This window comes from Metallosphaera cuprina Ar-4, assembly GCF_000204925.1.
Classification (GTDB): Archaea; Thermoproteota; Thermoprotei_A; order Sulfolobales; family Sulfolobaceae; genus Metallosphaera; species Metallosphaera cuprina.
Window position 1 is genome coordinate 905,228 of record NC_015435.1, and the last position, 15,447, is coordinate 920,674.

Annotated in this window: 15 protein-coding genes; 10 read left to right on the forward strand and 5 right to left on the reverse strand. The window is 41.0% G+C overall.

The window, feature by feature from the left end; genetic code table 11:
* The first annotated feature begins 372 nt into the window (after window positions 1-372).
* Entirely contained in the window at window positions 373-1,062 is a 690-nt protein-coding gene (locus tag MCUP_RS04915) for a class I SAM-dependent methyltransferase (protein WP_013737593.1), read from the forward strand.
* Between the two features lie 83 nt (window positions 1,063-1,145).
* Here MCUP_RS04915 and MCUP_RS04920 read toward each other — a convergent pair whose 3' ends face one another.
* Complete coding sequence (locus MCUP_RS04920) at window positions 1,146-1,769, reverse strand: DUF981 family protein (RefSeq protein WP_013737594.1); 624 nt, start codon at window positions 1,767-1,769, stop codon at window positions 1,146-1,148.
* Between the two features lie 170 nt (window positions 1,770-1,939).
* A complete protein-coding gene (locus MCUP_RS04925; protein ID WP_013737595.1) occupies window positions 1,940-2,374 on the reverse strand; it encodes a hemerythrin domain-containing protein in 435 nt (144 codons plus the stop codon).
* Window positions 2,375-2,877: 503 nt separating this feature from the next.
* Here MCUP_RS04925 and MCUP_RS10010 point away from each other — a divergent pair.
* Window positions 2,878-3,015, forward strand: coding sequence for a hypothetical protein (locus MCUP_RS10010; protein WP_158305258.1), 138 nt, complete (start codon window positions 2,878-2,880; stop codon window positions 3,013-3,015).
* Window positions 3,016-3,200: 185 nt separating this feature from the next.
* On the opposite strand, the gene MCUP_RS09750 is transcribed toward MCUP_RS10010, so the two are convergent.
* The gene (locus tag MCUP_RS09750) at window positions 3,201-5,984 is read right to left on the reverse strand and encodes a thermopsin (RefSeq protein WP_013737598.1); all 2,784 of its coding nucleotides are present in this window, start codon (window positions 5,982-5,984) and stop codon (window positions 3,201-3,203) included.
* Between the two features lie 703 nt (window positions 5,985-6,687).
* Here MCUP_RS09750 and MCUP_RS10015 point away from each other — a divergent pair.
* The 6 genes from MCUP_RS10015 to MCUP_RS04950 all read left to right on the forward strand — a co-directional run bounded on the left by MCUP_RS10015 (window position 6,688) and on the right by MCUP_RS04950 (window position 9,792).
* Window positions 6,688-6,828 (forward strand): hypothetical protein, encoded by a 141-nt coding sequence (locus tag MCUP_RS10015; RefSeq protein WP_158305259.1) that lies wholly within the window; start codon window positions 6,688-6,690, stop codon window positions 6,826-6,828.
* A gap of 71 nt (window positions 6,829-6,899) precedes the next feature.
* Window positions 6,900-7,358, forward strand: a complete 459-nt coding sequence (locus MCUP_RS04935; protein WP_048057496.1) for a hypothetical protein — start codon at window positions 6,900-6,902, stop codon at window positions 7,356-7,358.
* Window positions 7,359-7,719: 361 nt separating this feature from the next.
* Entirely contained in the window at window positions 7,720-8,562 is an 843-nt protein-coding gene (locus tag MCUP_RS04940; RefSeq protein WP_013737602.1) for an ABC transporter ATP-binding protein, read from the forward strand.
* Window positions 8,555-8,851, forward strand: coding sequence for a hypothetical protein (locus MCUP_RS10120; protein WP_237698025.1), 297 nt, complete (start codon window positions 8,555-8,557; stop codon window positions 8,849-8,851). The genes MCUP_RS04940 and MCUP_RS10120 overlap by 8 nt, the downstream gene beginning before the upstream one ends.
* A gap of 15 nt (window positions 8,852-8,866) precedes the next feature.
* Window positions 8,867-9,271 carry a hypothetical protein gene (locus tag MCUP_RS10125; protein ID WP_013737604.1) on the forward strand — a complete coding sequence of 135 codons (405 nt, stop codon included), beginning with the start codon at window positions 8,867-8,869 and terminating at the stop codon, window positions 9,269-9,271.
* Entirely contained in the window at window positions 9,268-9,792 is a 525-nt protein-coding gene (locus tag MCUP_RS04950; RefSeq protein WP_013737605.1) for a hypothetical protein, read from the forward strand. The genes MCUP_RS10125 and MCUP_RS04950 overlap by 4 nt, the downstream gene beginning before the upstream one ends.
* A gap of 2 nt (window positions 9,793-9,794) precedes the next feature.
* Here the strand turns inward: MCUP_RS04950 and MCUP_RS04955 are convergent, their stop codons facing one another.
* On the reverse strand, window positions 9,795-10,982 hold the full coding sequence (locus tag MCUP_RS04955; RefSeq protein ID WP_013737606.1) for an MFS transporter: 1,188 nt from the start codon (window positions 10,980-10,982) through the stop codon (window positions 9,795-9,797).
* Window positions 10,983-11,661: 679 nt separating this feature from the next.
* Between MCUP_RS04955 and MCUP_RS04960 the strand changes: the two genes are divergently transcribed.
* Window positions 11,662-12,492, forward strand: a complete 831-nt coding sequence (locus MCUP_RS04960; RefSeq protein WP_048057497.1) for a DMT family transporter — start codon at window positions 11,662-11,664, stop codon at window positions 12,490-12,492.
* 245 nt (window positions 12,493-12,737) lie between these two features.
* On the opposite strand, the gene MCUP_RS04965 is transcribed toward MCUP_RS04960, so the two are convergent.
* A complete protein-coding gene (locus MCUP_RS04965; RefSeq protein WP_048057498.1) occupies window positions 12,738-14,186 on the reverse strand; it encodes a sugar porter family MFS transporter in 1,449 nt (482 codons plus the stop codon).
* A 321-nt stretch (window positions 14,187-14,507) separates the two neighbouring features.
* Here MCUP_RS04965 and MCUP_RS04970 point away from each other — a divergent pair, with 321 nt between their 5' ends.
* Window positions 14,508-15,008 carry a hypothetical protein gene (locus MCUP_RS04970; RefSeq protein ID WP_013737610.1) on the forward strand — a complete coding sequence of 167 codons (501 nt, stop codon included), beginning with the start codon at window positions 14,508-14,510 and terminating at the stop codon, window positions 15,006-15,008.
* Window positions 15,009-15,447: the final 439 nt, after the last annotated feature.

Here is a 15,447-nt window from a genome sequence, read left to right on the forward strand (position 1 = left end):
AATACACCTCGGGTATCCTAAACGCACATCAGGACTTTAAAAGGTGAAGGCGCTGTTGTTCCCGACGACTTCACTGATAGCGCTTCTCTATTGAATACAGCCAGATGACGGGTTTGTGGTCACGCAACTATGTTAAACGTTGCCCACTTACGCTATAAGGAGTCGCGAAGGGTTTCATCTGTTGAGCTCTCCGAACGAGCGCTTTGAGGGAACGACTCGAAAGGTAAGGAACTTGTCTCAGTAAATCGGTCCAACTCGCAGTGCTAAAAACTTTGTGAAGATCTCGTCACAGGATAGAAAGAAGTACGTAATGGGGGGGGGGGTGACTTTCAAAGACTGAAAACGTTTTTAGTCACAATTCAAATTTTCCCTATGGAAGTTAGGGTAACAGACGAGGAATTGAAGGTCGTTTACGACGACATACCGAAGAGTTACGATAGGGCAAACAGGTTAATGTCGTTTAATCAAGACGTAAAGTGGAGGGCGGAGTTAGTCAAATCGATTTTAACCTTTAACTCGTCTCCTAAAACGGTCCTAGACGTCGCCTCAGGTAAGGGAGAACTGTCGTACGTGTTTAAAAAATTTAAAAAAGACGTTGAGCCCATACTTTTGGACTACTCCGAAAACATGCTTGAGAGTTCCTTAATAAATGGAGAGAGGGTTCAGGGTTCCTTCGATGCCCTCCCCTTCAGAGACGATGTGTTTGACGTGGTTATGAGCAGTTTTGCCTTACACGCATCTGACGATATAGAGAAAGCTGTTAAGGAGATGGCTAGAGTATCGAAGGGGCTTGTGGGGTTCATAGCGATGGGTAAACCTGACAGTAAGGTCAAAAGGCTTTACTTGGGAATCTATCTTCATTTCATCATGCCTTACATCTCGTTTTTAGCAGGTGGTAGGCCAAGGGATTATAAATTTATTTTCTATATTTTTAAAAAACTATATCCTAACTCATTCTATAAGAGCCTTTTTTCCAAGTTATTACAAGTAATGATATATAAAGAAAAAAGTCTAAATCTATTTTATTTCGTAATTGGTAATAAATTACAAAAAAGAAGTTGAACTCAGGCTTTAAGTTACAACTTGTCTCAATTAGAATTATAAAAAATTAGTTAAAATAGCTTATTCGACTCAATAACAAAAACTTATGGAGCGTGAGCTAAGTGGGCTGGGATCGTCTCTACTCCTATAACAGCGCCCAGTATTCCTGCAACTATCACTATAATCCAGAACACAACGAACACTATGATCCAGGAGCCTAGGTTCCTCCTTTCTGACGGTTGCTCTTTGAGTCTGTCCAAGAAAACGGTGACAGGGTACCCTAAGATGCCAGCCAGCCCATAAGTTACGTAAAGTCCTAGCAACGCTAACGGCTCTTGGGTCAATCCTAAGTTGAATCCTATTACTCCGTAATATATCGTTATTAAGCCTACAAAAAGGGCGAATATGCCCGTAGTTTGTAACCTCTTCCCCATGTAGACAGCCATAGAGTAGGAAAGGATTATTATCCCCATAAGGAGATAAACGTCATAGAAGAGGATGTTGTAACTACCAGGTAGAGTCCAGGTGAACTCTCCCCAAAGGGATATGATCAATGTGACCAACCCTAAAATCCCAGCAGGTATTATTGAATCGTCAAGGCTCTTCTTTATCGCTTGATAACCTTCCTTCCTAAAGCCCAAGTAAGACTGAATAGTTGTATAAGCGATTAAAATTGAAATCAGAGGTAAGGTAAAGAGCATTAAGGCTAAATCATCTATGAACACCATTTCATTTCACCATTCTTTATTCATTTTTAAAGATAATAAATAGATAGTATTAATCTATAATTTAAAATGATTTATCTGATACATTAACGGACTTTTATAAGTTGGATCAAACTTTAGATTGAAAACGTGTACAAAAGTACTGGGTTTTTCACTCCTCAGCTAAGTTAGACTCAAGGGAGCTTTTTAAGGCCTGTTATTTTAGAATAGTCATTAAACTTTTTCATTTCCGATATAATTAATTCCCAGTTCTTCATGAAGTTGGCCTCGATTGAGAAGAGCTCTCTCTCCTCGTTAGAGTTGTGATCCAACACGATCTTCACGTACCTTTCTATCCAGTCTTTCCTTCTCTGCTCTATTGCGCCCTTACCGTAGTTCTTAATGAGTAGATGATCGTTAGAGAACGGCTTCGCTTTCTCACCAATTAGAGGGAAAACGTACTTGTCCTCAACGTATGCGTGCCAGTCTATCACGAATCGATGCGTCTCCTCGATCAGAGAGAAGCCTAAATCAGGGTCACTGTTCAGAACTTGTAATCCCAAAGAGTATCTAACTCTCAATATCGCGTGTTCAAACTTAAGCAAATCTATGGGATTGTGAACGAACATGGTTTTTTATGTTCTATCAAACGTAATAAGCTTTTATAAAATGTTACGACTTAAGTTTGTTCCATTGAAAGTGAAGGGGGAGAGCTTACCAGAGACCTCGAAGAATGAGAGAAGCGTGGGAACGTGCAGATCAAGTCCTCTACTTTCAATTTTGACTTGATTTATATCACTCTTCATTTGTAGCTTATGTCGCGATTTATCCTTCCTTGTTTTTCCCCATCAGTCTTCGTTTAAAGTCATGGGTTGAGAAACTAGACTTTGCACCCGAAGTTGTATCCTTGAATTTTTATCTCTCATAAGTTGAGTTTAACTTTAATATACTTAATTAAAACTCATTGATAGTGAAAAACTGAGATGATCCCACGTGAGTTGCGTACTTCTCGTTGACCTCTGCCTTACGTCATTTATCTCAAGTCTTCCCTCCCATCGCGAGCTGGGCCTTGTAGCCTTCAAATAATAAGCGACAACCTTACTTGTCAAGGTTAAATCAAAGGTTTCTAAACTTGAAGTTAGCATCCTTTAAGGAGTCTCAACTTAAGGATCTCTCCTGGGGGAGAGACGATGAGCTCATCTCTTTTAACTTCGTTGTTGGCTCATCTCCTATCTTTCAAGGTCAAGAATTGTTTAAAATTAAGGAATGAGATGACTAGATGAGACGGTTCTCTTCTTAACCACTTAAGAAACTGGAAACTCTCGTCTCAAGGTTAACTCACGTCGGAGGGTTACTAAAGTAATTTAATGACAACTTAAAAAAGATCGTTCACGTCATCTTGAAAATCTTAATAAAAATCGTATTGTCTTAGTGAGGTCGAGATGTGGGAAAAAGCTATTTCCTTCTAATGAGAACTAACGTTAGTACAACTATCACTGCTATAGAAACGAGAGATAGTATGAACAAGTAGTTAGGACCTATCACTAGGTTTTCAGTTATGGGTCCGTTAACCACAATCTGTGAACCGGGAGAGAGCGTGTAATTTCCCTTAAACGTCGCTGACTCATAAAACGGAACGCTAGCGTTTAACACAAGAGTGCTCCCAGCAGGGTACCAGGTCGACACATTATTTATACTAACTAGGAACTGTTTCTGAGCGTTAACCTTGAACGTAGTAGGTGAATTTAACGTTATTGATGCGGGGAAGAAACTGAGTATCACATATCTCTCAAGTTTCCCTTCGTAGAAAGTGTAGTTCTGTAAAGTTATCTGAGTTCCTTGGTCAATCCATGATGGAGTTAGATTAGTGTTTACACCATTGATGGAGGCGTGAACGGGAATGGGTGAGACGACGTTAACGAAGAACTGAACCTTGCTCTGAACCACAACGGTCTCATACGAATTGACCTCAAACGATTGAGGCGTTATTGACGTTATGACGTACCTCTCGTAAGGTGAGGGGTAGTACGTGACGTTCTCGGCGTATATCGTAGTCCCCTGATCGTACCACCCTGACGAGAGGGACTCGTTCTCACCGTTAATCAACGCGTAAATTGGAACCTGCGAAACTAGTTTTATGAAATATTGATTTTGATAATACACGTTTACTGTCTGGGGGAAAGTTATTTGACCGTTTGTTGAATTGGATATCCATCTCTCCTCAGAGTTAGATCCCTCTAGAGTCTGAGGATAGGAGTATGTTGAGCCGTAATCCACCCAATAGGTTCCTGGCGTTTCGTTAACTCTTTGTCCAAAGGAGTAAAACGTTATAGTTGGATCCACATATCCCGTCCCTCCTTGAACCGTGAAACTGAACGTTACTAAATATTGATTAAAGTAAACTAAGTTAATCGTCTGCTCACTGTTTATTACACCAGTTGATGAGTTTGGAGTGGCCCACCTGACGTTTCCTTGTTGAATAATTGATTGAACAGTGTAAATTGTCCCAGGAGGAACATTAATTACCGTATACGGGTTGAGACTTAAAGTAGTGCTTGTACCGTTGGGAAAGGTCAGATTAAGGATGGGGGACTGAGGCACTCCGTTACCAACAGTTTTATACGAGAAGATAGAAGTGACTAATCTTGATTGAACTACTACGGTGATGGGAACTATTTTGTAGAAACCGTTAAACAAAGTTGCGTTTAAGATAACTTGATATGTCCCTGGAGGAACGTTACCCACACTGATGGTCAAGACGTCCGTGCCAGTTCCTGAAACGTGAAGTGGATTCTGGTTAAGATATGCATAAATCCCAGGGGGACTAATTACGTTAAAGATTACGTTTCCGTAGGCGTTCACGTTAACGCCTATCTTAGTGTAGGTGTTTTGGTATATGGTTAATTGAGTTGGTAAGGATATTGAAAATTGAGTAACACCAGTGGTTACTGACTGACCGTACTGGCCTGTAACTTCGGCCTCACCCATCAATTCGCCCGCGTTTGTGTAAGCTAACACAGAGTAGTTCATAGGAAGCAGAGTTAATTCGGCTCTACCGTTGATGAACGGAACTTGCAACCCGTATTGTACTCCTAAGCTATAAGGCAGAGACGAGTTGTATACAACCAAGTAACCGTTGGTTATTCCTGTGTTAATGTCTAACAGCGAAACTCCGTTCTCTTGCCAAAGCCAGTGTCTAGTTCCTGATCCAGCATGTAAACCAGCTATCATCTGTCCGGTATACACATAGTAATAAGCTCCACTTCTGACATTATTTGATGTTTCCCCAGTGTCTCCTCCAGAGTTATAGGCGTTTATAACTGTCTGGAAATTGTTCCCATTCCAGTAAGCTAAGTTTAGCGCTACGTTGGAGGAGATGATATCTGCGCAGGTTAAGTCTCCAGGTCCCACCATGTCCAGTTCAGCGTCATAGTAGAGCCCATTACCAGCGTATTGATATCCGTCTACAAGGAAATACACATTGGACGAACTAAACGCGTTAGTAACGGTAACCGTATCATAGTTAATCCATCCGTAACCGTCGTTGTACCAAAAGTAGATAACGGGCTGGCCATAAGCGTTAGTCGAAACGTTTACTAGGAGATAGAACTTAGAAGGTAAGGAAAGGGTAATGAAGTTACCTTGAATGGAGCCCGGTCCGTAAGCGTAAAACTTTGTTGACCCGCTTGGGTATAAAGAACCGTTACCGCTTACTGCCGTAACGTTTGCCCCAGGAGACGTGAAATTCCAGATGTTATTTTCAAAATTTATCTGATTTGTTTGAGTGTTATAAAACGCGACGTCCTGAACCCATAAGGCGTATTGAGAACCTTGGTTATCATAGTTCAACACAACGTTAAGTTGGAAGGAAACGCATTGGCTTGTTCCTTGAGAAGTACTAGTCACAGACTGTAAGTTGTTTATTAAGACGCATCCCTCAAACTGGGTTGTCGTCAATATACAAGGTCCGTTGGGGCCTATACCGAAGTCAGCGATTCCCATCTGTGCAGGCTCAGGATTTGAAGGTAAAGTTACGCCGTTGGGATAGAACTTTCCAATAGCTGACATGTTACCTCTGGCTGGAGGTAAGGCCATTTCATTAACTTTCTTAGGCACGTGTTCTGAGATTAGTTTGTTAACACCCACGTTTGCATAACTCACGGTTTGACTAACCTGAGGTACGTTAATCATTACTCCAATTATAATAATGATGGCTAATATTAATGATAACCTTCCCATAAGTAGGCGGAACGGTTTAGGAATATAAAACTTTCGTTAAACATTTAATAATGCATCAGTTAATATCCTTATTTTGGTTAAATCTAGGTTTAACTCATATCAATAATTTTTATCGATAACAGTTTTCACGTTAGTTTACCCTATCACTATGTTCTTGGTTAAAAATTTTAAAGTTTTAATTACAGGTAAATCCAGATTTAAAGATAAAGGTTGTAAGTCTACGTGATAGTCAACGCGGGAAAAGCGTTCCACTATCTTCATGACATCAAGGTTAGTCGCGCTCAAAATTAGCAATACAAAAAAGGGACGTTTAAAGGCTAACGTTGAGGCGATGTCTAGGACCCCTGGTTTGATCAAGAGGATTAAGAGGAACTATTTTTTAGATTTCTAGAACTAAATCCCGTTTTTAATCTCAATAAGATATCTGTAACTTAACCTTCTAAACAACGCTTTTGTTACGTCTTATTTTTAATCGCTTTTGACAAATTTTAATGATTTTCGGATCTACATCGCAGTCGTCTCGAGAGCTTGAAAGGATGGGAAACTCTTAGCTAACCGGATCAGCATCCGCCCAGTTAGTATCGTTAGCCTTCACTACTTTCCTATGAGTAAGTTGTGGAGCACTTAATCACGTTAATTGACGCATTCGTATGCTCGACAGGATCGGGCCCCCCGAGCTCTCCTCACTAAAATGACTAACCAGATGAGAAAGTTAACAATTGATTTACAGAACGGGAAAGTAGTGAAAAGCAAACTAATTTCAATAATAGCCGAGACCTCAGGCGTTTTGCCTCTCCTCAAGAGGGGATACGAGAGGACTAAATCGAGATCTCAACCCCCGTAACGATAGAAACGATCAATGTGAACTCTTAAATATTGGGTCACCTTTCATATTATTAAAAAGGGTAATTTATAGTGAGTAAATCCTTATACGGGAATCTAGCCAAATCCTTAACCTTTGGATCGCTTACGCTTCTCCTCATCGAGTTCATCCTTGGTATGTGGATTAACCTTTTCGTAAGCCTACCTCCAGGTACCCCTAATCGTCCTCCTTATCAGGAAACCGGCTTTATGATGGGTCCGTTTTTTGGGGGGATGATGTCCTTTGGAGGTGCGGTTATGGCTCACTTCATGTTGGGTCTTTTAATAGCCTTAGTTTCTTTCATCATAATGATATTGGCCTTTCTGTTAGGCGATCTCAAGGTCATGATGATGGGCGTCATCTCTTTTCTCTTCATCGTTGTGGCTGGAATTTCAGGGCTTTCGTTCATGATGTCAGGGTTCACAAATAACTTTTACTCCTTCTTGATGAGCGTCGGCTTCATCTTGGCGTTCTCCTCTTACTCTGCGCTGTTGTATTTTTTAAAGACTTAATAGAGTTCTTAGGATCTCTCTATCAACGTGATTTTTAGACGTTAAGAATACTTAGAAAAATTTGAAAAAGATTACATTTTAGAAAACATAAATACGATCCGTTCATTTAACTTTTTTGATGAGAGCGTAGCGTTTACGGCAATTCAACTAAGGTTTTCAACCTTGCGATTAAACGTTCGCGGCACATTAAGGAGCTTACAGTTCAACGTTTCATCAAAACGATCTAGAGTGGGACCTTAACGTATCTTATTCGCGGATCCTTCCTTATTATTTCTTAATTTTCTAAAGATATATTCATTGAAATTCAAAATAGGGAAAAGGGTAATAAGAAGGCTTCAAAAATAAGAGAACGATGTGAAACTTGATAAGGGTCGAGAACCTCTCCAAGATTTACGATCGGAATCCAGTCCTCAGGTCAGTTTCGTTTAACGTAGATAAGGGTAGCGTGACTGGTTTCATAGGTCCTAACGGAGCAGGAAAGACCACAACGATAAAGATAATTTCAGGTCTGCTTAGGAAAACATCGGGAAAGGTGGAGGTACTAGGAGAGGATCCTTGGAACAACCCCAGGGTATACGAGAGAATGTCAGTGATTTTCACTACGATATATCACCCTAAGGAGGTCAAGGTTGAGGAGTACCTTAGGGACCTTGGCAAAGTTTATGGAAAGGACTACAGGGACCTCATGGCCGAGTTCGATCTAACTCATTACGGCAGATCGAAGCTCTCTCAACTCTCCTCAGGAATAGCTCAAAGGGTTCAGCTGGTCGCGGCTCTAATAAGAGATCCCCTCCTTATTGTAGCTGACGAACCTACGGCTAATTTAGATCCCTCAGCTAGGTTAGAGTTTTATGACGTGGTTAAGAGGCTCAACAGCAGAGGTGTGACCTTCTTCATCTCCTCTCACATTTTGTCAGAGTTGGAGAAGGTGGTCACTCATGTAGTTTTCATAAATCAAGGTAGGATATCCTACTCAGGAAAGATTAACGAGGCTTTAGACGTTCAGGGGAATTTAATTTACGTTCTTGTCAATGACGTGGATAAGGCGTTAAAGATAATTGGAGGAACGGTAGAAGGAGGCTTCATTAAGGTCATAGGGAACGTGAGGGACATAGTGGAGAGGTTAGATGAGGAGGGCGTTCAGATAATTAGCATAAGGAGGTCGTCGTTGGATGAAGTATTCAAGAAGTTTTCAGGTGTTTAAGTTAGTTCTCAAGGAGAGATATAGAGAACCTACATTAGAGTTGGTTCTACCGCTAATGTTAGTATCTAACGTTTTCCTCTCAGCTTTTTATGAGAGGGGGGACTTCAATCTCCTAGGTGTAGTGCTATCTTTCGTCCCTATAATAGGCGTTTCTGAGACCTTAGCTTTCGCTCTGGGCTTAAGGAACGTAGTTTTCGTCTCTGGAGATCACATACATCAGGGAAGCATAATCTCTTTCCTCATGATGTCGATCAGAAGGGAGACTTTGTTTTTCTTCCTTTACGTCTGAGACGTGGTCTTACCATTGGCGTTTTGGATTTTAACGACTTCAACTTACTCGTTGCTCTCTGGAATACCGGTCCCTGCACTACTCCTGCTCACTTACGTAGGAGGCTATCTTTTCTCCTTGAACTTAGTCCTCCTATTGACGATCTACTTGAGAACTCCAGGCCTAGTCGTGCTGATCTCCTTCTTCAGTTTAGGTTCCGTTTTCGTTTTTGGAGGTGCAATAAACTATTACGAATTGATTGAGGGTAACTTGAGCTCACTTTTCTTCTCATCCTTTTCCAACCCGTACGTTTTGTGGATAGCCTACTCCCTGGGAAGGAACTTGATCTCACAAATCTACGTGGGGGTCGCAGTTGATCTTTCGCTAGCCCTAATTTTCCTCCTCATGAGCTTCAAAGCGTTTAGGGTGATAGAACTATGAAGTTCGGGACTTTAATCCTTTCTTTGGGCGTCGCACTCCTCGTGTTATCTACAACCTCAATAAACGCTCACGTTAGCTACACCTTAGTTTTAACAAGAAATCCTGTAACTTTCTACGTTCCTTCCACAGTCACGGGTCACGTCTCCCTCATCGAGAACGCTACAAACACCTCAGCTTACGTTATCGTATATCATGAAGGGGAAAAGATAGTTAAGCTTCCTTATAGCTTCACTCTTTCTCCAGGTAATTACACAATAAGGGGATACGAAGAGGTTTCTAAAGTGATAGTTAACAAAGTTGTGAAGTTAAATGAGTCTCTCTCCTGCGGTAACGTCTCAACTGAAAAAGTAATTCCTGAAGAGATCGAGAACGTTTCATCCCAACTAGTTTATCCAGTGTACGTGCATTTGTCTATCCAAAGGATGAACTTAGTCCGGTCCCCAGAGGAGGTCGGTATAGTCGGGTTCGCTATGATTCTCTTTGGGATCGCTTTAATCGCGTTGAGATTTAAAAGAGAATGAGTTCACCCCTCCGCTATCGTCACACTCCCGTTGGCTAACTTATCTACAGATCTAAAGAAGCTGTAATACAAAAACGAGTTGATTAAAGTCGCCAGGAAAGCTATCTCGAACGGCATGGCTATAGAGACCGCTCGCATTAAGTAACCAGACAATGAGGTTGAAAACGCGGAGGGAATGAGCCTACCAGCTTGATTAGCTCCACTGACCGTCGCTCTTCTCCCCTCTCCTATGAGGTTCATCATGAGGGCCTGTTGAGCCGGCAATGATAGCACTCTGAGGGGAGTAAAAACAATGTAATCTATCGAGGCTAAATACCAAAGGCTAAGAAACGGAAAGAGAAGAACTAAAACTGCGGAGATGCTCCTTGTGAGAATTATGAGTCTAACGAAGCCCAACCTCTTAGTCAAACTAGGAGTTGATAGCATTAGTGTTGCTGAGACGACTCCGCCTATTGAGACTATATCCCCTATGGTTGACTGTGAGAGCCCATAAGTTTTGCTAAATATGATAGGAATGAAAGGGACTATCAACCCCTGCGAAACGCCATTAAGAACGCCCGTTATGGTGAACTTTTTAATCACGTCTTTATCACCGCTGCTGGTAGGGACCTTCTTTACTCTGGGCTTAAAGCTTTCCCTCAAAGGGATAACTGAAAGAGTAGATATTCCGGAAATTATCAACGCCATGATGAAAATTGTCCTGTAGCTGGGTAGATGAGATAGGAGAGCTCCCCCAGCTCCTGCATAGCTAGAGATTGTAGTGAAAATGGAGAAAACTTTAGTCCTCTCCTCTGGAGGTATCTTCTCGGTAAGGAGGGCTGTCTGCATAGGAGCTACGGTAGCTCCTACGCCTCCTCCCACTAGGCCTCCTGCTATTCCGAACCCACCTAAAGCTGAGGATAATAAAAGGAGGAAGAAGTTAGACGTTAAAAGGAGGATTAAGACTGATATAGGTAGAAAAGAGAGCGTGATCAAAAGTATCCTTTTCCTACCGTACTTGTCAGAGTAAAATCCTAATATTAAAGTGAGTAGAGGGGTTAAGAACGCACCGACCCCGAACAGAACTCCAACCTCAAATAAAGTTAAGTGCAGTTCATTAACGTAATAAAGTCCAACCACCACAGCTAGAACTCCAGCGGACACACTCCTCATTATCCTAGACGTTAGGAGGAGATACACATCCCTGTCCATGTATAGAAGGTCTCGATTTAGGTTAAATAATTTATGATTAAAGAATTAAGTAAATTTCCCTCCCTACTGGGAGGCTTAAATTAAAGATCTCATAGAACGTTAGCGGAGCTCACTTAGTTAAGCTCAAGATGATAGAGAGGTGGAGGAAAGCTTAATGATTCAAACCAAGTTTAAACTCTATTGCGAAAGTTAAATTCGCTTAATTTAAGTTTCTGCTAGGAAATGATCGAGAGGTGAACCTCACCTTGTGACCTTTACGAGGCTTCGATCCTCCGTTTAAACGTTTCATGTCTAAAGTGAACGTATACCTTCTGATAATAATAGAAACTGAAATCATCCATCATAATCATAATATAATTAGAATTTTGTAATTAAATTAGATGTAAAGCGCTTGTCTGACTTACAAACCGGAAGGTTATAAAGTAATTTAATGTTTTCCTAAAAATTTTCTAGCTTGATTTTGTCCCAGAGAGGCTCGAACGAGAGGTTTTGATCAAAATCATCAATTAAACGTTAGCCCTCCACAAGAGGCCATAGAAATCAAGAAGAGCGTTAAAACTAGGAAATCACTACGCACAAAGCCTCTTTATCATCCTACAATTGAATTTTAATATTCATAAAATTTGTCATGATATGTTAAACTAACAAAATTTAAAGCTTCTAAGTAACAACGATAACGATGTCAAGCGGTTTACTCAGGAGCTTAAAATGGTTGGGACCTCTGTCCATAGTTTGGGGTCTGACTTACCCATTGACTAAGATAGTTTCAGCTGAAGTCTCCCCTATCGTTATAACCTGGGTAAGGTTCGCGGTTGGATCCCTATTCTTCCTTTCCCTCTCCAGGTTCAAGGTATCTGTAGGTAGGAAGCAAGTGATCACCGCCATTTTTAATTTTACAATCTTCATGCTCTGCTTAAACGTTGGAACTTCAATATCATCAAATCCGGGATTGGCTGCAGTCATGATTTATACACAACCCATTTTCGTAATTCTGTTCGAGAGGATACTGGGGGCTAAAGTCCCAACCAGAGCCATAGTAGGCGTTATCTTAGGCGTTCTGGGCCTGACCTTATCGATAACTTCAGCTAGCCTGGACTTTGGGATTTTGATAGCTCTAATGGGAGGAATAAGCTGGGCGATAGGTACTGTGTATTACTCAAGAAACTTGAAGAGTGACGACATAGCGAAACTCAACGCTTTCATGAGCCTCTTCTCCCTCCCTATTACCTTAGCTATAACTCCTTTAGACTTCTACTTCGTGTTCACACCGATCACGCTGGTCTTATTGATCACTTTAGGCGTCTTAGGGCAAGCGTTAGGTTACATATTTTGGTTTAACGCCATAAGGGAGATGGGAAGCATTAAGGCCTCTGCCGGATCTCTTCTGGTCCCGATAGCGGCTTACGTACTCAGCTTCCTCACCATAGGGGCTGTGCCTTCTTTTGGGGAGGCTTTAGGTTCCTTTATAACCCTGTGTGGGATATTCATAACCGTTACGTCTAGGAAGTAGGTGAGTCTCACGTCAAAGGCTAAATTTCTTGGTTATGAAGAACGTACAACGCCTTTTAACCTCATCGCTTTTTATTAGATTCACGTCAGGCCAAGTTAAATTCTCAAGGCCGTTCTCACCAATTTAGCCAGTTTAGCAAATAACTTGCTAAAACGCAGGAGACACGTGCAACTTCTCGTCTATTTTGTTACGTCATCGCTATCATATTTTCAGAGTTTATCAAAAAAATCATTACTTTCAAAAAATCACTCTCCTACGTTGTCTCTTTTCATCACTCTTAGATCCTTTAATTTTGATACGGGAGTCCTGTTGAATATTTCCACGACTTCCTCAAGGGAGACACTTTTAGTTTCAGGTAGGATAAAGTAAAACGTTATCAACGCTATCGCGTCTAAGCTCGCAAACACGAACATCGAGCCGGCAAGCCCTATTGAGGAGAGCATTAGAGGGAAGACCTCCGTGATGGCGAAGTTGGCCAGCCAATCAATTATCGCTATGATTGCGGCCATCTTACCCCTTACTTCGGTTTTAAAGTACTCGGCTTGAATGAGCCAACCGGTACCACCGACCCCGTAAGCGAAGAACACTATGAACCCTGCGAAAGCGATTAGAGCTCCTATGAGAACGCCGTTCATGACCAGGAAACCTCCCAACAAATCAAAGATTAGCATACCTAGGTAGGCGGAAAGGCCTAACCTTCTCCTTCCCACCCTATCAATGTACCTAAAGGCTATGTATGTGGCTGCTGTGTTTATCACCGCTAGCACACTGGCTGCCAAAACGGAGTTAACCTCGGTGAAAACCGGGCTAGTAGCTTTAGGTAAAATTCCTAAATTAAGTATTATTGTGGGTCCGTAATAGAAGGGTACGTTAATTCCAGTTATCTGTTGGAATATCATCCACAAACCCACAACCATTAACGCCCTCTTGGTAGGCGTGTCCAATTTGTAAGATAAGCTCCTCTTAACCTCCTCGAAAGCTTTGTATATCTCTTCGTCCGAGGCGTCCGCGTTGAACCTACGAATGACCTCCTTAAATTTCTCAATCTTGCCACTTACGAGAAGCCATCTAGGTGACTCGGGCATCGCGAACCTAAATATTAACCCTATTATGGCCGGGATAGCCGCTATTCCCATTATAACTCTCCAGCCTAGAGTGTAAGCCAAAGACGGGGCAACGAATAAAACTGCTGATCCGATAAGGTAAGAGCCCAAGATACCAATCGTTATCATCCACTGTTGCATGATACCTAACGATCCTCTTCTGTCCTTAGGGGCGTATTCAGTTATGTATGCGGTAGCTACTGCTGAATCTGCTCCAATAGCTATCCCTATTACTGTCCTCCAGAAGAGTAACCACAGACCGTTAAAAGAGAGAGCCGCCGCTATAGCAGATATCGTGTATATTGCCGCATCTAAAATAAGTAGTGATTTCCTCCCGTACCTGTCTGTGTAGAAGTAAGCTATTAAGGCCCCTATCGCTGCACCCAATGAGGCGCTTGCGATCTCGTATCCGTACACGAGACCCGTATACTTGAACGGAACGAAGACAGAGGCTATGGCTATTACTGATGTGTCGTAGCCGAAGAGGAATCCACCTATTGCAGCTAGGACAGTAATTATCCAGTAAAATCTGTTGACCTTCTTGGTGTCCATCCTATCCAGGATAACCTGGAGATACGAGCCATTATTCATAAGATATACATAGTTTATACTAATATTTAAAATTTTTCTAGTTATTTTGATATTTTAATATATTTTTTGTTTTTACTATAAGTGATTATATAAATTATTATAAAAGCTGAGTATATAAAAATTTCTTAAACTAATACGTTTATAGGATTTAAATTTTAGATCAAAATCCTGAAGTTAATAATGTTCTTACATTTAGAGAAGTTATATATTAATTTTATTTATTTAAGGTTAAAATTTTTGTCCGCATTATTAGCTAAGAAAAGACGTTATTGTAGAAAAATATGTAAAAAGACTTTTATATTTAAAATCAAACTAACATTAATGATTGAAAACATAGATCTTCCTTCATTAAATTACAAAATCGCTCTATCATATATTACAAATCCTTTTTTCTTTGTAGGTAGTTTAGGCCACGTGGGGATATTGAGAGTTTACGATGTTGACGTTCAGGACTACGCCATCCCTTCTGAAGCAAAGACACCAGATTACACCAAGTTTCACGTAGCGTATATTTTTGGGAAGAGCAGGCCATGGATTAAATTAGGAGGAGGCGTTAAGACTAAGGAAGGTTTCCTGAACGGTCCGAGTTACTCAGCCTTAGGTTTGTCATATAAGGGGAAAACGCTGGATGAAGATAATGGATTTGAAATAATATTATCAACTGGTAATAATGAAAGAACTAGAATAGTGTTCAACGTTAACGAGAAATTAGGAGTTTGGAACAGGTTGAACGGATTTAGCTTCTCGGATCTAGTTGAGCACATGGTGAACGCTCATCTGGTTCCAGCCCTAGAAAGACTTTCGGATACGAGGTCTTTGTAAATTGTTCGTTTTCCATTAAACAGATAGGAAATGAAAGAGGTACTTGCTATGTTTAAAAATGTTTTTGGAGGAGATTTTGATTTTCTTAGCCTGTTCGAGTCAGTTGTAATAGAAATGTCGTCATAAGTGTTTAGGACGACGGTCACAAAAAAGTTTGCAGTAATCCTAAGTTGTAACGCACGTATCATGGACCTGATTGTATTCTTACTTCTTGTTGTTATTAACCTATTAATACAGTATGTGCCCTTAGCTGAAGATATCACGTTCGTCCACCTGTTTAACCTACATTTTGATTTTCCCAACGCCTATTACAGCAGAAATTCTATATAAGTCGTCTCTAAAAAGTCGGGGTAAGCTATAGAACGTGAGTCTAGCGTCGCTAGCAATTGTACATGTTACGGCTTACAGCTCATGATCAGTCTCCCGTTTTTGTAGACTT